This is a genomic window from Pseudomonas sp. 05N433 (assembly GCF_056396925.1).
In genome coordinates, this window is the sequence record NZ_JBFTML010000021.1 from 26,132 (window position 1) to 46,312 (window position 20,181).

A 20,181-nucleotide genomic window follows, 5' to 3' on the forward strand; every position below is an offset into this window, starting at 1 on the left:
AAGCATCTTGAAAAGAAAAAGGCTTGCCGCGGCAAGCCTTTGAAAGAAGGGCATCAAGCGTTCTGGCGGTGGAGCTTTTCCAGTTTCTTCTTGATCCGGTCGCGTTTGAGCGTGGACAGGTAATCGACGAACAACTTGCCGTTGAGGTGGTCGCATTCATGTTGGATGCACACGGCGAGCAGGCCTTCGGCGATCAGTTCGTAAGGCTGGCCGTCGCGGTCCAGGGCCTTGATCTTGACCTTTTGCGGGCGATCGACGTTTTCGTAGAAGCCCGGCACCGAGAGGCAGCCTTCCTGGTACTGACCCATCTCGTCGGTCAGGGTTTCGAACTCGGGGTTGATGAACACCCGCGGTTCGCTGCGGTCTTCGGAGAGGTCCATCACGACGATACGTTTGTGCACGTTGACCTGGGTAGCGGCGAGGCCGATGCCTGGCGCTTCATACATTGTTTCAAACATGTCATCGACCAACTGACGCACTTCGTCGTCCACTACGGCCACTGGTTTGGCGATAGTGCGCAGGCGCGAATCGGGGAATTCGAGGATGTCTAAAATGGCCATAAGCTTAATTGCTGCACGTGTGAGGTAAAGTCGGGTCGATGGCCTGGCGAGTCCGAAGATGCAGGCTACCGTTGTGAACGTAGCTTCCGGCTTTTCAATAATGAGCCGGAGGCGAGCCACGAGGGCTCTGGCGTTTCACGCGAACGTACATAATAAAGGGATTCACCGCATGAGGAAATCACTACTCGCCTTGCTCCTTCTGGCCTCGGCCGGTTTTGCGCATGGGCAAGTGCAACTCAGGGAAGGTTTTCCACAGCAATACACCGTGGTGGCAGGGGACACACTCTGGGACATTTCCGGCAAATACCTGCGTGAGCCGTGGCAGTGGCCGCAGCTTTGGCAAGCCAATCCACAGATTGAAAACCCCAATCTCATCTATCCCGGCGATACGCTGTCGCTGGTCTACGTCAACGGTCAGCCACGCCTGACCCTCAACCGCGGCGCTTCCCGGGGCACCATCAAGCTGTCGCCACGAGTCCGCAGTTCACCGGTGGCCGACGCCATCCCGAGCATTCCGCTGAAGTTGATCAACAGTTTTCTGTTGAGCAATCGCATCGTCGACAAGGTCGAGGATTTCGACAAGGCGCCCTACATCGTTGCCGGAGATGCCGAACGGGTACTCAGCGGCACCGGCGATCGAATCTTCGCGCGTGGCCATTTCGATCCGGCACAACCGGTCTACGGCATCTTTCGTCAGGGCAAGGTCTACACCGATCCGCAGAGCAAGGAGTTCCTGGGGATCAACGCCGACGACATCGGTGGCGGCGAGATCATTGCCACTGAAGGTGACGTCGCCACCCTGGCCCTGCAACGCACCACTCAGGAGGTGCGACTCGGCGACCGGTTGTTCAGCGGCGAAGAGCGCTCGATCAATTCGACTTTCATGCCCAGTGCGCCAAGCACCGACATCAATGGCCTGATCATCGATGTGCCGCGTGGGGTCACCCAGATTGGCGCGCTGGATGTCGTCACGCTGAACAAGGGGCAGCGCGATGGCCTGGCCGAGGGCAATGTGCTGGTGGTGATGAAAACCGGCGAAACCGTGCGCGACCGGATCACCGGTCAGCCCTTGAAAATCCCCGACGAACGGGCCGGCCTGCTGATGGTATTCCGCACCTACGACAAGCTCAGCTACGGGCTGGTGCTCAACGCATCGCGCTCCTTGGCGGTGATGGACAAGGTGCGAAATCCTTAAGCCTGCTCACAAGTTACCAACAGAGTTATCCACAGTTTATTCCCGATTCGACGGGACCTTATAACGATCAAGGATGATCCATGTCGCTGTCTGCCTGTACGTCCGTTTCCCCTGCGGAACTGGAAGCCCGTTTACGCCTGCACCTTTTGCCTGAACTCGGTCCGGCACGTTTCAAGAAGTTGCTGGAGGCTTTCGGTTCTGCCTCTAAAGCCATCAGCGCACCCGCCAGTGCCTGGCGCGCGTTGGGCCTGCCCCTCGCTTGCGCGGAGGCCCGGCGCTGCAGTGAAATTCGTGATGGCGCCAGCCACGCATTGGCCTGGCTAGAGCGTCCGGGCCAGCATTTACTGATGTGGGACCAACCTGACTACCCCGCGCTGCTGGCGCAAATCAGTGATGCGCCGCCGCTATTATTCGTCGCGGGCGATCCGGGCATTCTGGAAAAACCGCAGTTGGCGATGGTCGGCAGCCGTCGCGCATCGCGACCGGGCATGGATACCGCCAGTGCGTTTTCCCGCAGTCTGGCCGGCGCCGGTTTTGTCATCACCAGCGGTCTGGCCCTGGGCATCGATGCCGCCGCGCATCAGGCGGCTCTGGACGTTGGCGGGCAAACGGTAGGGGTGCTTGGCACGGGACTTGAAAATTTTTATCCACAGCGCAATCGACGACTGGCGGATGCCATGATCGCCTCGGGAAGCGCGGTACTTTCGGAGTTCCCGCTGGACGCCGGGCCTTCCCCGGGCAACTTCCCCCGGCGCAATCGAATCATCAGCGGTTTGTCCCTTGGTGTGTTGGTGGTCGAGGCAAGTATTGCCAGCGGTTCATTGATTACCGCGAGGCTGGCGGCGGAACAGGGGCGTGAGGTGTATGCGATTCCAGGTTCGATTCACCACCCTGGCGCAAAGGGTTGCCATCAGTTGATCCGCGACGGTGCGGTGCTGGTGGAAACCATCGAACACATCCTTGAGGCCTTGCGCGGCTGGCAACGGCTGCCGTTATCCACAGAAACGCCGCAAACGACGGTAACTCATCCACTGCTCATGTTGCTCCACGCGGCGCCTCATACCAGCGAAGCCCTGGCGGTCACCAGCGGCTGGGCCTTGTCGAAAGTGCTGGCAGCGCTGACGGAGCTGGAGATGGATGGCCGGGCGGTCTGTGAGAGCGGTCGATGGTTTGCGCGGGTAAACTAGGTTTTATAAGGAAGATCGGTAAACTGCGCAGAGCCTTATTCCGGAGAGTTTTTTCATGGTTAACAGTTGGCGTGTGCAACAAGCCGCACGAGAAATTCGCGCCGGGGCGGTCATTGCCTACCCAACGGAAGCCGTCTGGGGACTGGGTTGCGACCCGTGGAACGAAGAGGCGGTGGATCGTCTGCTGATGATCAAGGGCCGATCTGTGGATAAGGGCCTGATTCTGGTGGCCGACAATATTCGTCAGTTCGACTTCCTGTTCGAAGACTTCCCGGAGTTGTGGATGGACCGCATGGCCAGCACCTGGCCGGGCCCCAACACCTGGTTGGTGCCGCATCAGAATCTGTTGCCCCAGTGGATTACCGGTGTGCATGAAACGGTGGCGTTGCGGGTCAGCGACCACCCTCTGGTGCGGGACTTGTGTGCGGTGGTCGGCCCGCTGGTGTCGACCTCGGCGAACCCTCAGGGCCGACCGGCGGCACGGACGCGGATTCGCGTGGAGCAGTATTTCCGGGGGCAGGTTGATTATGTACTCGGTGGCAATCTGGGCGGGCGCAAGAATCCGAGTGTGATTCGCGATCTGGCGACGGGGCATGTGGTGCGCCCGGATTGAGACCGCGTCATCGTTCTTCGCGGGCAAGCCTCGCTCCTACAGGGGATCAATGTCGTTCCGTGATCGTGTGAACGACACAAATCCTGTAGGAGCGAGGCTTGCCCGCGAAGAGGCCCTCAAGGCAACAGAATCGTTGAACCAGTCGTACGGCGCGCCGACAACTCAGTCTGCGCCTTCGCTGCATCAGCCAGTGGATACCGCTGGCTGATGTCCACCTTCAGCTTGCCGCTGATGATCATCTCGAACAGTTCATCAGCCATGCGTTGCAGGTTTTCAGCATTGTTGGCGTAGGTCGCCAGCGTCGGCCGGGTCACGTACAGCGAACCCTTGGCCGCGAGAATCCCCAGATTCACCCCGTCTACTGCGCCTGAAGCATTACCAAAGCTCACCACCAACCCCCGAGGCGCAACGCTGTCGAGCGATGTCAGCCAGGTATCTTTGCCTACACCGTCGTACACCACCGGGACTTTTTTACCGTCAGTCAGTTCCAGCACGCGTTGTGCGACGTTCTCATGGCTGTAATCGATGGTCGCCCAGGCACCATTGGCTTTCGCCAGGGCGGCTTTTTCCGCTGAACTGACCGTGCCGATCAGCTTCACCCCCAGGGCCTTGGCCCATTGGCAGGCAAGCGATCCGACGCCGCCGGCCGCGGCGTGAAACAGGATGGTTTCGCCACCCTTGAGTTCATAGGTCTGACGCAGCAAGTACTGCACGGTCAGGCCTTTGAGCATCACGCCGGCGGCTTGTTCGAAGCTGATGGCGTCCGGCAGGTGCACCAGGTTGGCTTCCGGCAAGACATGCGCGTCGCTGTAGGCGCCCAACGGGCCACTGCCATAAGCCACGCGATCGCCAACCTTGAAGCGGGTGACTTCGCTACCGACTGCGTCGACCACGCCCGCGCCTTCGGCGCCCAGGCCCGATGGCAGGGCTGGCGGCGCATAAAGGCCGCTGCGGTAATAGGTGTCGATAAAGTTCAGGCCAATGGCCTTGTTGGTCACGCGTACCTGTTGCGGGCCGGGCTCGGCGGGTTGGTAATCCACGTATTCGAGCACTTCGGGGCCGCCATGGACGCGGAACTGGATACGCTTTGCCATCTGCTCTCTCCTTAGGTCTTTGGCTTCTAGAGTCGTAGCGCCAAGCGCCCTATCGAACTCCCAAGCTTGATCTTCGTCAACTGCGGCAGGCTCGCCTGCGATGTTATGCTACGGACCCATTTGCGCCGGCCCCCCGCTCTGATGGAGCGCCGCGTAGCTTTGCCCGATTCAAGGTGATGCCATGACTACCCGCACCGAGGCCGTAAAAGCCTACCTGCTCGACCTGCAAGACCGTATTTGCGCTGCCCTGGAAGCCGAAGACGGCGGCGCGCGTTTCGTCGAAGACGCCTGGACCCGGCCTGCCGGCGGCGGTGGTCGCACCCGGGTGATTGAGAACGGCGCAGTCATCGAAAAGGGCGGCGTCAACTATTCCCACGTGTTTGGCAGCGGTCTCCCACCGTCCGCCAGCGCCCATCGGCCGGAACTGGCCGGTCGAGGCTTCGAAGCCCTGGGCGTGTCGTTGGTGATTCACCCGCATAACCCCCATGTGCCGACGTCCCACGCCAATGTGCGCTTTTTCATCGCCGAAAAAGAAGGTGAAGAGCCGGTCTGGTGGTTCGGTGGTGGCTTTGACCTGACCCCTTATTACGGCAATGAAGAAGATTGCGTGCATTGGCACCGCGTCGCCGAACAGGCCTGCGCGCCGTTCGGCCCGGACGTTTACCCGCGCTACAAGGCCTGGTGCGACAGCTACTTCCACATCAAGCATCGCCATGAGCCACGGGGCATCGGCGGCCTGTTTTTCGATGACTTGAACGAGTGGGACTTCGATACCAGCTTCGCTTTCATGCGCGCCATCGGCGATGCGTTCATCGACGCGTACCTGCCGATCGTACAACGCCGCAAGAATGATGCGTTCACCGCCAAACAGCGTGAGTTCCAGGAGTTTCGCCGTGGTCGTTACGTTGAATTCAACTTGGTCTATGACCGCGGCACGCTGTTCGGCCTGCAATCGGGCGGGCGTACCGAGTCGATTCTGATGTCGCTGCCGCCGCAAGTACGCTGGGCCTACGACTGGAAGGCCGAGCCGGGCAGTGAAGAAGCACGCCTGACCGAATACTTCCTGCAAGACCGCGATTGGTTGGCCAAGGCCTGAACGAGGAATTCTGATGGACCGTTATGTCGTATTCGGTAACCCGATCGGCCACAGCAAATCGCCGCTGATCCACCGTCTGTTCGCCGAGCAGACCGGGCAGAAACTGGACTACAGCACCTTGCTGGCACCTCTCGACGATTTTTCCGGCTGTGCGTTGGAATTTTTCCGCGAAGGCCGTGGGGCGAATGTGACAGTGCCGTTCAAGGAAGACGCCTATCGCCTGGCGAACAGCTTGACCCAGCGGGCGCAGCGGGCCGGCGCGGTGAATACCCTGAGCAAACTGGCCGATGGCAGTCTGCTGGGCGACAACACCGATGGTGCCGGGCTGGTACGGGACCTGACGGTCAACGCCGGATTCTGCCTCGCGGGCAAACGCATCTTGCTGCTGGGGGCCGGTGGCGCGGTGCGCGGCGCGCTGGAGCCGTTGCTGGCGGAGCAACCGGCGTCGGTGATCATTGCCAACCGCACCGTGGAAAAAGCCGAATTGCTGGCGCAATTGTTTGCCGATCTGGGGCCGGTGTCGGCCAGCGGTTTCGACTGGCTGCGCGAGCCGGTGGACCTGATCATCAACGCCACATCCGCCAGTTTGTCCGGCGATGTACCGCCGATTGCCGGCAGTTTGATCGAACCGGGCAAGACGGTTTGCTACGACATGATGTATGGCAAGGACCCAACCTCGTTCTGCCGTTGGGCCAGTGAACATGGGGCTGGTGTGTCGATGGATGGCTTGGGCATGTTGGCCGAGCAGGCGGCGGAAGCTTTCTATCTGTGGCGCGGTGTGCGCCCGGATACGGCGCCGGTGCTGGCCGAACTTCGCCGGCAACTGGCGCTGTAGTTCTGTGGCGAGGGAGCAAGCTCCCTCGCCACAGGTTATCTGTTTGTCAAAACAGTGGCGTTTAGTCCTCAAACCGGATCGGGCATTTCTCCGCGCCTTCCAGCTTCCTCAATTCCTCCACCACTTGCGGCCGTGCCTGCCGCAGGGTCAGGCTGCGATCCTGACGCAGCAGCCGTCGTGCTTCCTGGTGCAGCATTTCCACGCCCGAGTAGTCGATGAAGTTGATCTGCTGCGCCTCGATCACTACTCGTGGGCCGTGCATCCGTTGCAGGCGCACTTGCAGGTAATGGCTGGCGCCGAAAAAGATCGAACCGCCGACCCTCAGGATGTCTTCGTCACCATTGCGCCAGTGCTGCACCCGTGGCTGTGAGGTGCGTTTGAGGTAGAAGAACAGTGACGCCAGCACCCCGGCGTAGATCGCCGTCTGCAACTCCAGCAACAGGGTGGCGACACAGGTCAGCGCCATGACCAGGAATTCGGCATGGCTGACCCGCAACAAGGCACGAATGCCGCGATGATCCACCAATCCCCAAGCGATCAAAAGGATGCTGCCAGCCATGGCCGGGATCGGGATGTGCGCAATCAATGCCGCACCGAAGATCGCSAACAGTGCCACCCACAGCGCCGAAAAAACCCCGGCCAGCGGTGAACAGGCGCCGGCATCGTAGCTCAGGCCCGAGCGAGTGAAGGAACCGGCGGACAGCGAACCGGAAAAAAACGCCCCGACCATGTTCGAGAAACCCTGGGCGCGAACTTCCTGATTGGCATCGAGCAACTGCTGCGAGCGGGCCGACAGGGAGCGGGCAATCGACAGGCTCGTCACCAGCCCGAGCATGCCGACCGCCACCGCACTGGGCAGCAGGCGCAATATCAGGTCCAGATCCAGCGGCAGCGGGCTGAAGGGCGGCAGCCGCCCGACAAACGCGCTGACCAGCTTCACATGACCGAACATCGCTGGCCACAGCCATACCAGCAAACCGCTCAGGGCCAGAGCGATCAACAGCGTCGGCCAGCGCGGCACCAGCAGTTTCAGCACGATGCCAACCGCGACCGTGGCCAGGCCCAGCAGCAGCGAGGGTTTGTCCACTTCGCCGAGATGATTGAGCAGCATCATCAAGCTGTTGAGCGCCGTGGCCTGGTTGGGCACATCCAGCCCCAGCAGGTTCGGCAGCTGCCCGATGGCAATCACCACCGCTGCGCCGAGGGTGAAGCCCAGCACCACCGAGTGAGAGACGAAATTCACCAGGGCACCGAACCGCAGCAAACCCAGTAACCACTGGAAAATGCCCGCAAGGAAAGTCAGAAGCAGGATCAGCGTGACGTAGTCCTGCGATGCAGGGACGGCCAGAGGACTGACGCTGGCATACAGGACGATGGAAATGGCCGCCGTAGGGCCGCAGATCAAATGCCACGACGAACCCCAGAGGCAGGCAATCAGCACCGGGATGATGGCGGCGTACAGGCCATATTCCGGTGGGAGGCCAGCGATCAGGGCGTAGGCAATCGATTGTGGCAACGCGAGAATCGCACCGCTCAGGCCGACGATCAGGTCACGACCAACGCTGGCGCGGGTTTGCCGGGGCAACCAGGTCAGGAAGGGAAAGAGTGAATGGCGGCTGGGGAAGGCCATGGGTCCTCTCGGTACGGGGTAAATCGTCAGGGTAAAGCATTGGCTCGTAGTGGGCAGATCATTGTGGCGAGGGAGCTTGCTCCCGCTCGGCTGCGCAGCAGTCGCAAATCCGGACAACTCGGTGAGGCTGATAAACCGGGTCTGCCGAAATGGGAGTGCTACGCCCTCCAGCGGGAGCAAGCTTCCTCGCCACAGGGGAACCTTACAACTTGGCTTTGACCGCCGGCAGAGCATCCTTGCCGTCCACGGTCTTCACGCCCTCCAGCCATTTATCCAGCACCACCGGATTGGCCTTGATCCACGCCTTGGCCGCGTCGGCGTTGCTGACCTTCTTGTTCACCACTTCGGCCATGATGCTGTTCTCCATTTCCTGAGTAAAACTCAGGTTGGTGAGCAGTTTGCCGACGTTCGGGCAGGCCTGTGCATAACCTTTGCGGGTCAGTGTATAAACACTGCCGGTGTCACCGAAGTACTTCTCGCCACCCTTCAGATAATGCATTTTCAACTGCACGTTCATCGGGTGTGGCGTCCAGCCGAGGAAGGTCACGAACTTCTGTTTCTTCACCGCGCGGGATACTTCGGCCAGCATCGCCTGCTCGCTGGACTCGATCAGTTTCCACTGGCCCATCTCGAAGTCATTCTTCTTGATGATCTCTTGCAGCGAAATGTTCGCCGGGGCGCCGGAACCGATGCCATAGATCTTCTTGTCGACTTCTTTGGGGTGTAGCTCGGCGTACTTGTTCAGGTCGTTAAAGTTATGCACACCCGCGTCCCAGACGTAATCCGGGACCGCCAGGGTGAACTCGGTGCCGTCGAGGTTCTTCGCCAGCTGCGTGACATCGCCGTTGGCCACGAACTTGTCGTAGAAGCCTTGCTGCGCCGGCATCCAGTTACCCAGAAACACGTCCACCTGGCCATCCTTCAGACCGCCAAAGGTGATCGGCACTGCCAGCGTGTCGACCTTGGCCTTGTAGCCCATGCCGTCCAGCAGAAACCCGGTGATGGCGTTGGTGGCGGCGATGTCGCTCCAGCCAGGGTCGGCCATCTTCACCGTTTCGCAGCTTTGCTCGGCGTAGGCCGAGGTGCTGCCCAGAGCCAGAAGCCCGACTGTCAGTACTGTGGATAACTTTTGCATGGACGTCCCCTTAACATTATTGGTTTTGGCAGGGTTGTGGATAACGGGCTTTACGCTCCAGATCGTCGAGGTCGATGTGGTTGCGCATGTACTGCTGACTGGCATCTACCAGCGGCTGGTGGTCCCAGCTCTTCAGCTTGCCGATGGTCAGGGCGTCGGCGACGAAACGCCGGCGTCGCTGACTGGCGAGCACCTRTTGGTGGATCGCCGGGATATTCCATTTGGCCCGTGCTTCGGCGAGAAAATCCTCGAACAGCTGATGATGTTGCGGCGAATGGCTGAGTTCTTCCTGTTCACGCGGGTCGTTATGCACATCGAAGAGCAGGCAAGGGTCGTCTTCGCTGTAGATGAATTTGTAGGCGCCGCGACGAATCATCATCAACGGGCTGATGGTGCCTTCGGCCATGTATTCACCGAATACCTCGTCGTGACCGCCCTGCCCTTGCAGGTGTGAAACCAGCGAGCGGCCGTCCAGCGGCAGGCCTGGCTCCAATGAGCCGCCGGCCAATTCCACAAAGGTCGGCAGCAGGTCGGCGGTGGATACCGCTGCGCTGACCCGTCCGGCGCCGAATTGCCCCGGCGCGCTGATCAGCAGCGGTACGCGGGCGGCCATTTCGTACCAGTGCATCTTGTACCAGAGACCACGCTCGCCGAGCATGTCGCCGTGGTCACCGGAGAACACGATGATGGTGTCATCGATCAGCCCGGTTTCCTCGAGTGTTTGCAGGAGTTTGCCGACGTTGCTGTCGATATAGCTGCACGCACCAAAGTAGGCACGGCGCGCGTCGCGAATCTTATCCACAGGCAGCGGCTTGTCCCACAGGTCATAGACTTTGAGCAGGCGCTGGGAGTGAGGATCGAGTTCATCCTGTGCGGGTGTTTCCGGCAAAGGGATGTCGGCGTCGTCGTACAGATCCCAGAACGCCTTGGGAATCGTGTACGGGTCGTGTGGGTGCGTCATCGACACGGTCAGGCAGAACGGCTGATCGCCATCTTCGCGGATGTGATCGAACAGGTATTGCTGGGCCTTGAACACCACCTCTTCGTCGAAATCCAGCTGATTGGTGCGTACGCAGGGCCCGGCTTGCAGCACCGACGACATATTGTGGTACCAAGTCGGCCGCACGTCCGGCTCGTCCCAGTTCACCGCCCAACCGTAGTCGGCCGGGTAGATGTCGCTGGTGAGACGTTCTTCATAGCCGTGTAACTGGTCTGGGCCGCAGAAGTGCATCTTGCCCGACAGCGCGGTGCGGTAACCGAGGCGCCGCAGGTAGTGGGCATAGGTCGGAACGTCGGCGGGGAAATCGGCCGCGTTGTCGTAAGCGCCGATCTTGCTCGGCAACTGTCCGCTGACCAGGGTGAAACGTGACGGTGCGCAGAGCGGGCTGTTGCAGTACGCGGCGTCGAACACCACACCTTCGGCGGCGAGCCGGCTCAGATTCGGCAGTTTGATGGGCGAAGGGCCGTAGAACGGCAACATTGGCGCGGCCATTTGATCGGCCATGATGAAAAGAATATTTTTGCGCTTCATGTGATCGCGGCATTCCATAGTGGATATTTATGCGAGAGTGCTGTGGTCGAGCATGCAACCCATGGAATTTGTGGTAAAGCCCACGCCAGGCAATGACTAGGATAAGCACAGCTTATGTATGACGCCCTCGGTGATTTGTCTCTGGACCTGTTGCGCGCCTTTGAAGCCGCGGCCCGCCAGCGCAGTTTCACTGCCGCTGCAGTGGAGCTCGGCACCACGCAACCGGCCATCAGTCAGCAGATCAAACGATTGGAGGAGCAGCTCGCTACACGATTGTTTGACCGCATTTATCGCGGTATCGAACTGACCGAGGCTGGCGCGATTCTGTTTGAGCAAGTTCAGCTCGGTTTACAGAATATCGACGCCGGATTGAGCGCGATCAGTGCACAGCAGCAACACGAAGTGTTGCAGGTGGCCACCGACTTCGCCTTCGCCGCGTACTGGCTGATGCCACGGCTGCACCGCTTCCATACCGCCCATCCTCAAGTGGACGTCAGCCTGGTTACCAGTGAGCGCAGCCACAACATGCTGCGCACTGATATCGATGTGGCGGTGCTGTTCGGCGATGGCCGGTTCAAGCAAGGCGAGAGCCATTGGTTGTTCAGTGAAGAAGTGTTTCCGGTGTGCAGCCCGCTGCTTTTGAAGGATCGTCCCCTGCCCTTGCCGGCTCAGTCATTGCTGGAGTTTCCGCTGTTGCACCTGCGTGGCGAACACAGCAGCAACTGGTTCGACTGGAGCGGCGTGTTTCGCGAACTGGGGATCACGTCGGCGCCAGCGCCGGGGCAACTGCGCTTCGACAATTACACCTTGCTGATTCAAGCGGCGATTGGCGGCCAAGGCGTTGCGATCGGTTGGCGGCACCTTGTGGATAACTTGCTGGCGCAAGGTCTGTTGTGTCGACCGATTGCCGAGACAGTGATTTCCAGGCTGGGTTATTACGTGGTCCTGCCCCAGCGCAAACGGCGCGGGGCGTTGATTCAAACATTTGTGGATTGGTTGATGGCGGAACAGGCCAGCAGTGCGCAATCGCTTAATGGTCTTCCTTTGCCATCGATTGCGGTATGAGGGCTTTACGGTTCCGAAGTCGCGACAAAATTCACATGCTGACCGACATGCAAATTCAGCCATAACTCATCGGCAATCCCGACGGCAACTCGGTTCAGCCGTTCCAGCGGTTCGGCCAGGCCAGGTTCCAGGCTCGTGCTGACGTGACTGAAATGCTCGATGGACAGTCCTGGTACGCCGCGTGGGGCATTCACCAGGGTCCAGTGCAATGGGCTGCTTTGCAGCGCCTCGCGGATTTCTTCAGCGGCGTGGCGTTGCAGTTCGTCTTCTATCTCCGGATCGTCCAGCACCTCGAAATCACCCACCACAAACAACCGCGCGATACCCGCGGCCTGCATGCCGTCAATCAGTGCATCCACTGCCAGCACCTGCTCGACCGGGCCAGGCACGATGGATTTTTCGATGTGTTCGCTGTTCATCGGCAACCCCGGCGCATCCAGCAGGCAGATCACCGCCGAACAGCCGGCCACGCTTTGCTTGACCCGTTTGGCATCGAACAGATTGCCGGCCTTGGTGCGCAATCCGGGGCGTGGCGCGAGTGCCGTCAGGTCATCGAGAATCGCGATCACTTCATGTTGGCGCCGCAGCATTTCCGCCATCAGCGCACTGCCCAGGCTACTCATGGCACCATAAAGCACTACCTTTACTACCGGGGTTTCGGCATTTTTCATGGCTGTGCTCCGAACGTCCTGCCTATATAACGTAAGACCTGTGGGGAACGGTGTGGGTTCGACCAGGTTCAAAGGGGTTTCAGATGCAACAGATCAAGGGCTACCACGCCCATGTCTATTTCGACGCCAATACTCTCCCGCAGGCCCGGGCCTTGTGTGAGCAGGCCGCACAATTGTTTCCACTGAAGATGGGCCGCGTGCATGAACGCCTGGTTGGCCCGCACCCGGACTGGAGCTGCCAATTGGCTTTCGAGCCGCAATACCTTGGCGAGGTATTGCCGTGGCTGGCGCTCAATCSCAAGGGGTTGGTGGTGTTCCTGCACCCGGAGACCGGCAACGATCTGCTCGACCACACCGAACACGCGATCTGGATGGGTGCGATCCGGCCGCTGGACCTGTCTGTTTTCTGATCAGAGTTGTTCTTCGGGCTCGCCGGACGGCAAATCGAGCAATGGCAGTGGGCGATATCCTGCATGGGGTCGCCAATGTCTTGCTCCCGACCCACATCTACAGACTTTCAACCCGGCCGACGACCGGTCGTACATTCGGTCAATGCTTTCATCCGCGAAAGCTGGCTGAAAGCTTCCCCGATTAGGATCGCCTCACTGCCGGCAACAGACCGGTTGGCCAACGCGAGTGTTTCATTGCCCGCCCGGCCCATTTAACAACAACAATGGTGATTCTGATGTCCGCTCCTATCCGCCTCTTCGCTGCACCTCCGCCCGTACGTTTCGTGCTTCCCGTTCTGCGCTGACCTCATCGGTTCGCCCATTCCCTAGCCGCGCTACGCCTGGAGTATTCCTATGCTGACTTTCCTTGGCTTTGCCATGGTCATCACGTTCATGTTCCTGATCATGACCAAGCGCCTGTCCGCGCTGATCGCCCTGATTATCATCCCGATCATCTTCGCCCTGTTCGGTGGCTTCTCGCCGAAGATCGGCCCGATGATGCTCGAAGGCATCACCAAGCTTGCGCCGACCGGCGTGATGCTGATGTTCGCCATCCTTTACTTCGCCCTGATGATCGACTCCGGCCTGTTTGACCCGGCCGTGCGCAAGATCCTCAAACTGGTCAAGGGCGACCCGTTGAAGGTGTCGGTTGGTACCGCCGTGCTGGCGCTGATCGTGTCCATGGACGGTGATGGCGCCACCACTTACATGATCTGCGTGGCCGCCATGCTGCCGCTCTACAGCCGCATCGGCATGAGCCCGCGGATCATGGCCGGTCTGATCATCCTCGCCGGTGGCGTGATGAACATGACCCCTTGGGGCGGTCCGACCGCTCGTGCGGCCAGTGCGCTGCATGTGGACCCGTCCGCGATCTTCGTGCCGATGATTCCGGCGATGCTGGCCGGTGTGGTGGCGATTCTGGCGATTGCCTATGTCTACGGTAAACGCGAGCGTGCGCGTCTGGGTGAATTGCATCTGGTCGGTGATGAAATCGACCACAGCGAAATCAGCGTTTCGCAGTTCCCGGACGCCCGTCGTCCAAAGCTGATCTGGTTCAACGGCGCGCTGACCCTGGCACTGATGGGCACCTTGATCGCCGGCCTGTTGCCGCTGCCAGTGCTGTTCATGGTGGCGTTCAGTATCGCGATGATCGTCAACTATCCTTGCCTGCAACAGCAGAAGGACCGCGTTGCGGCCCACGCCGGTAGCGTGTTGGCGGTGGTCGGGTTGATCTTTGCCGCGGGTATCTTCACCGGTATCCTGACCGGCACCGGCATGGTCGACGCCATGTCCAAGAGCCTGCTGGCAGTCATCCCGGATTTCCTCGGCCCGTACCTCGCCGTGATCACCGCGCTGGTGAGCATGCCGTTCACGTTCTTCATGTCGAACGACGCATTTTATTACGGCGTGTTGCCAGTGCTTGCTGAAGCCGCCAGTCATTACGGTATAACCGCGGTAGAAATGGCACGTGCCTCGATCGTCGGTCAGCCCGTCCACTTGCTGAGCCCGCTGGTACCATCGACCTACCTGTTGGTGGCCCTGGCCGGTATCGAATTCGGTGACCATCAGCGGTTCACCTTGAAGTGGGCGGTGCTGGTTTGCCTGTGCATACTGGTGGCGGCCTTGCTGATGGGGATATTTCCACTGTTCAGCACGCTATAAGCCAAGACTCGCCATGAGGGGTCCAGGCTTTGTTTGAAGCCTGGGCCCTTCGTGGTTTAAACACATCCTCAAAGGAATACACATGGAATGGCTGACCAACCCTGAAATCTGGGTTGCCTTCTTCACCCTGACCGCCCTGGAGATCGTCCTGGGCATCGACAACATCATCATGATCTCGATCCTGGTCAGCCGCATGCCCAAACACATGCAGGCGCGTACCCGGATCTTCGGCCTGGCGCTGGCCATGGTCACCCGGATTCTGTTGCTGCTGTCGATCACCTGGGTCATGCGTCTCACCGCGGACCTGTTCGAAGTGTTCGGCCAGGGTATTTCCGGGCGTGACCTGATCTTGTTCTTCGGTGGTCTGTTCCTGCTGTGGAAAAGCTCGCAAGAGATGTATCACGCGCTGGAAGGCGAGGATGAAACCAGCGACGAGCCAAGTGGCAAGGGCGGTAACTTCCTCTACACCATTATCCAGATCGCGATCATCGACATCGTGTTCTCGCTGGACTCAGTCATCACTGCCGTTGGCATGGTGTCCCACGTACCGGTCATGGTCGCGGCAATCATCGTCGCAGTGCTGGTGATGATGTGGGCTTCCGGCACCATCAGCGAGTTCATCGACAAGCACCCGTCGCTGAAAATGCTGGCGCTGTCTTTCCTGTTGATCGTCGGTACCGTGCTGATTGCCGAATCCTTCGATGTGCATGTGCCGAAAGGCTACGTCTACTTCGCCATGGCGTTCTCGCTGGCAGTGGAAGCGATCAACATCAGGATGCGCACCGCGATTGCGAAAAAACGCACACAGCAAGAGCCGGTGAAACTGCGCAAGGATGTTCCGGGTCAGTAACCCGAACACCCTGCTGTGACAAAGGGGCCTTCGGGCCCCTTTGTCATGTCTGCATCAAACTGTTTTCATGACAGTTTTGTTTCAATCGCTTCTTTAGCTATGCGATGCTGGCGTCCAGACCGTTAGCCAACTACAGCTTAAGTACAGAACGTAGAAGAACGCGGCATCGTTAACTTGCCCCGCTGGGGCGCTACCACCACAGGGGGCCTGTATGCTCACCCTGCTCAATTTGTTATCGGCCGTGGCCTTGCTGATCTGGGGCACGCACATCGTCCGAACCGGCATCCTGCGGGTTTATGGCTCCAACTTGCGCCATGTGATCGGGCAGAACATGGCCAGGCGCTGGCTGGCGTTTATCGCCGGGATCATGGTGACCGCCATGGTCCAGAGCAGCAACGCCACCGCCATGCTCGTCACTTCGTTTGTCGGTCAGGGCCTGATGGCGCTGACCCCGGCCCTGGCGACGATGCTCGGTGCCGACGTCGGTACCGCACTGATGGCGCGGGTACTGACCCTCGACCTGTCGTGGCTGTCACCGCTGCTGATCTTCCTCGGGGTGATTTTCTTTCTGTCGCGCAAGCAGACCCGGGTCGGGCAGATGGGGCGGGTCAGCATCGGTCTGGGGCTGATCATTCTGGCGCTGCAACTGATCGTCGAGGCCGCCACGCCGATCACTCATGCTCAGGGAGTGAAGGTGATTTTTGCCTCTCTGACCGGCGATATCTTGCTCGATGCGCTGGTCGGTGCACTGTTCGCGATGATTTCATACTCCAGCCTGGCCGCCGTATTGCTGACCGCGACCCTCGCCGGTGCCAGCGTGATCAGCCTGCCAGTGGCCATCGGCCTGGTGATCGGCGCCAACATCGGCAGCGGCGTTCTCGCCTTCCTCAGCACCAGCATGCAGAACGCCGCCGGCCGTCAGGTGGCGCTGGGCAGCCTGTTGTACAAACTGATTGGTCTGCTGCTGATCATTCCGGTGCTCGATCCACTGGTGCACTGGATCGACAGCTTCGACTTCAGCGCTCAGGAAATGGTCATCGGCTTCCACCTGCTCTACAACACCGCGCGCTGCCTGATCCTGTTGCCCAGCGTCGGGCTGATGGCCAGGCTCTGTGCTTGGCTGCTGCCGGAACGGCCGGACATCAACGGCACGGCCAAGCCGCGGCACCTTGACCCGACGGCATTGGTGACCCCCAGCCTGGCGCTGGCCAATGCCGCCCGGGAAACCCTGCGCATCGGCGATCTGGTCGACAACATGCTCGAAGCCATGCTCGCCGTACTGCGTGGCAAACAGACCGCCGTTACCCAGGAAATCCGTCGCCTGACCGATGATGTCGAAGCGCTCTACAGCGCGATCAAACTCTATCTGGCGCAAATGCCTCGGGAAGACCTCAGCGAACAAGATAGCCAACGGTGGGCTGAAACCATCGAGCTGGCGATTAACCTGAAACTGGCCAGTGACCTGATCGAACGCATGCTGCGCAAGGTTCAGCAGCAGAAAACCGCGCAGCGGCGGTCGTTTTCCGAGGTCGGTCTGGAAGAATTGGCGGGCCTGCACAGCCAGCTGATTGCCAACCTGYGCCTGGGGTTGTCGGTGTTCCTCAGTTCCGATCCGGAAAGTGCTCGCCAGTTACTGCGTGAGAAACGTCGCTTTCGCGCACAGGAACGCCGCCTGGCCCACGCTCATGTCAGTCGTTTGCACCGTAAGATTGTGCAAAGCATCGAGACCAGTTCGCTGCATCTGGAGCTGATCGCTGACATGAGGCGCCTCAATTCGCTGTTTTGCAGCAGTGCCTATGCGGTGTTGGGCACTTCGGACACCGGTGCTCTGGCGGTCGACGATTTGGCTGACATCACTCATTCACCCTGAACGTCCACAGTTGCCTGAAGTCTGTTGTACTTACGCTGTCGTACGGAAACTCGTTATGCGCTGTCTGCTATTCGCTTGTCTGTTGCTCGGCGCCCTGCCCTCATTTGCCCTGGATCGCTTTCAGGTCGAGGGCTATACGCTGCCCAACGGCCTGCAATTGGTCCTCAAACCGGGCACCGAGCGCGGGCATGTGGCGATTCGGCTGGTAGTCGGCGTGGGTCTGGATGATTTCAGCTGCGCCGACAAGGAGCTGCCGCATCTGCTCGAACACTTGCTGTTCAGCGGCATCGACGCCACCGGCGAAGGTGGTCTGGAGGAGCGCATGCAGGCCCTGGGTGGTGAGTGGAACGCTTACACCAGCAACGCCGACACCACGTTCGTCATCGAAGCACCGGCGAAAAACCAGCGTAAGGCCCTCGATCTGTTGTTGGCTCTGCTGACCCAGACCCGTATCGACGACAACGCTATCAACGTCGCCAAGCAGGTGGTCGAGCGCGAAGACGGTGGCCATTATTCGCACCTGCAACGCTGGCTGGATCGCCAGGACCTGGGCCACACCGCCAGTAATCAGTTGGCGGTGGAACTGGGCCTCAAATGCCAGGAGCGCGCCGAAGTCAGTCACCTGACCCGCGAGCAACTGGAGAAGGTGCGCAAAGCCTGGTACGCGCCCAACAACATGACCCTGATCGTGGTCGGCGAGCTCGACCGCCTGCTGCCGGCCTATCTGGAACGGGCGTATGGCGCGCTCGTAGCCGTCGAGCCTGCCGATCACCTGCCCTTGCCGACAATCCAGGCCAGCGCGGCCCACGAGCGTACTCTGAGCCACGGTTTTGTCGGTGGCGGCGCCAAGTTGCACTGGCTGGTGCCGGAACCGGTGCAGGAAGACCAGCCCGACGAAACGTTCGATCTGCTCAAGGACTACCTGGACTGGGCGCTTTATCGCCAACTGCGCCTGGTCCATGGGTTGTCCTATGGGCCCTCGGCCGAGCGTGAGGTGTTTGGCGGAGTGGGCTTCATGAGCCTGAACGCCGACCTTGAACGCGGCGACGTGCCGGCAGCTGAACAGGTGCTGGATGAGCTCAAAGCCGGTTTGCTCAAGGACGGTCTCGACGCCACCACCTTCGCCCGCCTCAAGCAGGCCGCCATCGCCCGTCAGGCCTGGGCCGTGCAAGGCAATAGCGCCCTGGCGGATTACTACTGGAGCGCCCTTGGGGACTACGAGGACGGCCATTTCACCAACCCGGCCAAGGCACTGCAAGAAGTGACGCTGGCCGAGGCGAACCAGGCGATGCGTGAGTTGCTGCTGCAACCGGGGTATTTGCGGATCGAGAAGCCGTTGGTGAGTTATGACCAGTTGATGTGGGCGATTGCCGGGGTATTTGGATTGATGGTGCTTGGGGCATTGGGTTGGCGTGTTCACCGCAGAAAGTAGTTATTTCCCTGTGGCGAGGGAGCTTGCTCCCGCTCGGCTGCGCAGCAGCCGTAAACCGGTATCGGAGATCTACTTGAAATTACGCGGTGGGTGGTTTTAGGGCCGCTTCGCGACCCAGCGGGAGCAAGCTCCCTCGCCACAGGGTTTGGGGTTGGTCAACGTAACCGGAACCCTCGCCACAGGCCCCCTCGGACGGTACCCTGTCGGGGATTTTTCCCACGACTATTGTGAACCGCCGAATGCCGACTCTGACCCTGTACATACAGCGCATCCTGGAATTGATGAAGCGCTACCCCGGGGTCATCGCGCTCGGCGGTTTCATTTCCGGGGTCGGCAGCTTCATCTTGGTGGATCGCCAACAAAGCCTGGCGACCTGGATCACCACCATCATGCTGGTCAGCTGGGTCTGGCTGATGCTGGAAAACAGCCTCACTGAGTTGTTCGCCAAGGTCTTCAAGCGCGAAATACCCCAGCCCCTGCTGCGTTATGCGACGCAGATGATCCATCAGGAAAGCCTGTTCTTCGTCCTGCCGTTCTTTTTCATCACCACCACCTGGAACAGCGGCCAACTGTTTTTCACGGGGTTGTTGGGCATGGCGGCGTTGATCTCGATCACCGACCCGCTCTACTACAAATGGCTGGCGCCGCGCCGCTGGGCGTTCCTGGCGCTGCATACCCTGACCCTCTTCGCCGCCCTGCTGACCGCCCTGCCCGTCATCCTGCACCTGACCACCTCCCAGAGCTTCAAACTGGCGCTGGGCATCGCCATGGTGCTGTCGTTCCCCAGTCTGGCGTCGATCTTCCCGATTCGGACCGTGCGCAATGCGTTGGCGATCCTCAGCATCACCGTGGGCATCGGCGCTGTCGGCTGGGTGCTGCGTTCCTGGGTTCCGCCGGCCACCCTGTGGATGACCGATGTGGCGATCAGCACCCAAATGCAGGACCGCACCCCCGGCAAGAGCCTGGAAGAAGTCAGCGCCGAGCAGATTCGTGGCGACGGTTTGTACGCCTACACCGCGATCAATGCCCCACGGGGGCTGGACGAGCGGATTTATCACGTCTGGATGTTCAACGGTAAAGAGGTCGACCGCATCCCTCTGGATATCCACGGCGGGCGCAAGGAAGGCTACCGCGCCTGGACCCACAAGCAGAATTTCCCCGGCAATCCCGCGGGTAAATGGCAAGTTCGGGTGCTCACCGAAGACGGCCAGTTGATCGGCGTGCTGCGCTTCAAGGTCATGGACAGCACACCCATCAAAGATAAGTAACGCGGTTCGTGCTATTAATCTGGTCTGCGCAATTGCCG

The 20,181-nt window shown here is 60.1% G+C and carries 18 protein-coding genes; 12 read left to right on the forward strand and 6 right to left on the reverse strand.

The window, feature by feature from the left end:
* Positions 1-53: 53 nt before the first annotated feature.
* Complete coding sequence (gene def, locus AC1DIS_RS13550; RefSeq protein WP_007941507.1) at positions 54-560, reverse strand: peptide deformylase; 507 nt, start codon at positions 558-560, stop codon at positions 54-56.
* Between the two features lie 169 nt (positions 561-729).
* On the opposite strand from def, the gene AC1DIS_RS13555 reads away from it, so the two are divergent.
* The 3 genes from AC1DIS_RS13555 (at position 730) to tsaC (ending at position 3,555) form a co-directional block, all read left to right on the forward strand.
* Positions 730-1,755, forward strand: coding sequence for a LysM peptidoglycan-binding domain-containing protein (locus tag AC1DIS_RS13555; RefSeq protein WP_477743522.1), 1,026 nt, complete (start codon positions 730-732; stop codon positions 1,753-1,755).
* Between the two features lie 80 nt (positions 1,756-1,835).
* Complete coding sequence (gene dprA, locus AC1DIS_RS13560; RefSeq protein WP_018927305.1) at positions 1,836-2,942, forward strand: DNA-processing protein DprA; 1,107 nt, start codon at positions 1,836-1,838, stop codon at positions 2,940-2,942.
* A 55-nt stretch (positions 2,943-2,997) separates the two neighbouring features.
* Positions 2,998-3,555 (forward strand): L-threonylcarbamoyladenylate synthase type 1 TsaC, encoded by a 558-nt coding sequence (gene tsaC, locus AC1DIS_RS13565; protein ID WP_018927304.1) that lies wholly within the window; start codon positions 2,998-3,000, stop codon positions 3,553-3,555.
* Between the two features lie 116 nt (positions 3,556-3,671).
* Here the strand turns inward: tsaC and AC1DIS_RS13570 are convergent, their stop codons facing one another.
* Positions 3,672-4,649, reverse strand: a complete 978-nt coding sequence (locus AC1DIS_RS13570) for an NADPH:quinone reductase (protein ID WP_086945248.1) — start codon at positions 4,647-4,649, stop codon at positions 3,672-3,674.
* A gap of 181 nt (positions 4,650-4,830) precedes the next feature.
* Between AC1DIS_RS13570 and hemF the strand changes: the two genes are divergently transcribed.
* Positions 4,831-5,745: an oxygen-dependent coproporphyrinogen oxidase gene (hemF, locus tag AC1DIS_RS13575; protein WP_018927302.1), complete on the forward strand. Its 915-nt coding sequence runs from the start codon at positions 4,831-4,833 to the stop codon at positions 5,743-5,745.
* Between the two features lie 13 nt (positions 5,746-5,758).
* Entirely contained in the window at positions 5,759-6,580 is an 822-nt protein-coding gene (gene aroE / locus AC1DIS_RS13580; RefSeq protein WP_477743521.1) for a shikimate dehydrogenase, read from the forward strand.
* 61 nt (positions 6,581-6,641) lie between these two features.
* On the opposite strand, the gene AC1DIS_RS13585 is transcribed toward aroE, so the two are convergent.
* The 3 genes from AC1DIS_RS13585 to betC all read right to left on the reverse strand — a co-directional run bounded on the left by AC1DIS_RS13585 (position 6,642) and on the right by betC (position 10,876).
* The gene (locus AC1DIS_RS13585; RefSeq protein ID WP_477780922.1) at positions 6,642-8,210 is read right to left on the reverse strand and encodes a SulP family inorganic anion transporter; all 1,569 of its coding nucleotides are present in this window, start codon (positions 8,208-8,210) and stop codon (positions 6,642-6,644) included.
* A gap of 202 nt (positions 8,211-8,412) precedes the next feature.
* Positions 8,413-9,345: a choline ABC transporter substrate-binding protein gene (choX, locus tag AC1DIS_RS13590; protein WP_064615651.1), complete on the reverse strand. Its 933-nt coding sequence runs from the start codon at positions 9,343-9,345 to the stop codon at positions 8,413-8,415.
* Positions 9,346-9,361: 16 nt separating this feature from the next.
* Entirely contained in the window at positions 9,362-10,876 is a 1,515-nt protein-coding gene (gene betC / locus AC1DIS_RS13595; RefSeq protein ID WP_477780923.1) for a choline-sulfatase, read from the reverse strand.
* A 114-nt stretch (positions 10,877-10,990) separates the two neighbouring features.
* Between betC and AC1DIS_RS13600 the strand changes: the two genes are divergently transcribed.
* The gene (locus AC1DIS_RS13600; protein WP_018927297.1) at positions 10,991-11,941 is read left to right on the forward strand and encodes a choline sulfate utilization transcriptional regulator; all 951 of its coding nucleotides are present in this window, start codon (positions 10,991-10,993) and stop codon (positions 11,939-11,941) included.
* A gap of 5 nt (positions 11,942-11,946) precedes the next feature.
* Here AC1DIS_RS13600 and AC1DIS_RS13605 read toward each other — a convergent pair whose 3' ends face one another.
* Positions 11,947-12,612: an NAD(P)-dependent oxidoreductase gene (locus tag AC1DIS_RS13605; protein WP_018927296.1), complete on the reverse strand. Its 666-nt coding sequence runs from the start codon at positions 12,610-12,612 to the stop codon at positions 11,947-11,949.
* Between the two features lie 83 nt (positions 12,613-12,695).
* On the opposite strand from AC1DIS_RS13605, the gene AC1DIS_RS13610 reads away from it, so the two are divergent.
* The 6 genes from AC1DIS_RS13610 to AC1DIS_RS13635 all read left to right on the forward strand — a co-directional run bounded on the left by AC1DIS_RS13610 (position 12,696) and on the right by AC1DIS_RS13635 (position 20,143).
* Positions 12,696-13,022, forward strand: a complete 327-nt coding sequence (locus AC1DIS_RS13610; RefSeq protein ID WP_477780924.1) for a DOPA 4,5-dioxygenase family protein — start codon at positions 12,696-12,698, stop codon at positions 13,020-13,022.
* Positions 13,023-13,415: 393 nt separating this feature from the next.
* Positions 13,416-14,723: a CitMHS family transporter gene (locus AC1DIS_RS13615; RefSeq protein WP_018927294.1), complete on the forward strand. Its 1,308-nt coding sequence runs from the start codon at positions 13,416-13,418 to the stop codon at positions 14,721-14,723.
* 82 nt (positions 14,724-14,805) lie between these two features.
* The gene (locus AC1DIS_RS13620; protein ID WP_018927293.1) at positions 14,806-15,573 is read left to right on the forward strand and encodes a TerC family protein; all 768 of its coding nucleotides are present in this window, start codon (positions 14,806-14,808) and stop codon (positions 15,571-15,573) included.
* A gap of 211 nt (positions 15,574-15,784) precedes the next feature.
* Positions 15,785-17,443 carry a Na/Pi cotransporter family protein gene (locus AC1DIS_RS13625; RefSeq protein ID WP_477780925.1) on the forward strand — a complete coding sequence of 553 codons (1,659 nt, stop codon included), beginning with the start codon at positions 15,785-15,787 and terminating at the stop codon, positions 17,441-17,443.
* A gap of 55 nt (positions 17,444-17,498) precedes the next feature.
* Positions 17,499-18,875 carry a M16 family metallopeptidase gene (locus AC1DIS_RS13630; protein WP_018927291.1) on the forward strand — a complete coding sequence of 459 codons (1,377 nt, stop codon included), beginning with the start codon at positions 17,499-17,501 and terminating at the stop codon, positions 18,873-18,875.
* Positions 18,876-19,114: 239 nt separating this feature from the next.
* Positions 19,115-20,143 carry a DUF5924 family protein gene (locus tag AC1DIS_RS13635; RefSeq protein WP_477743519.1) on the forward strand — a complete coding sequence of 343 codons (1,029 nt, stop codon included), beginning with the start codon at positions 19,115-19,117 and terminating at the stop codon, positions 20,141-20,143.
* Positions 20,144-20,181 lie beyond the last annotated feature (38 nt).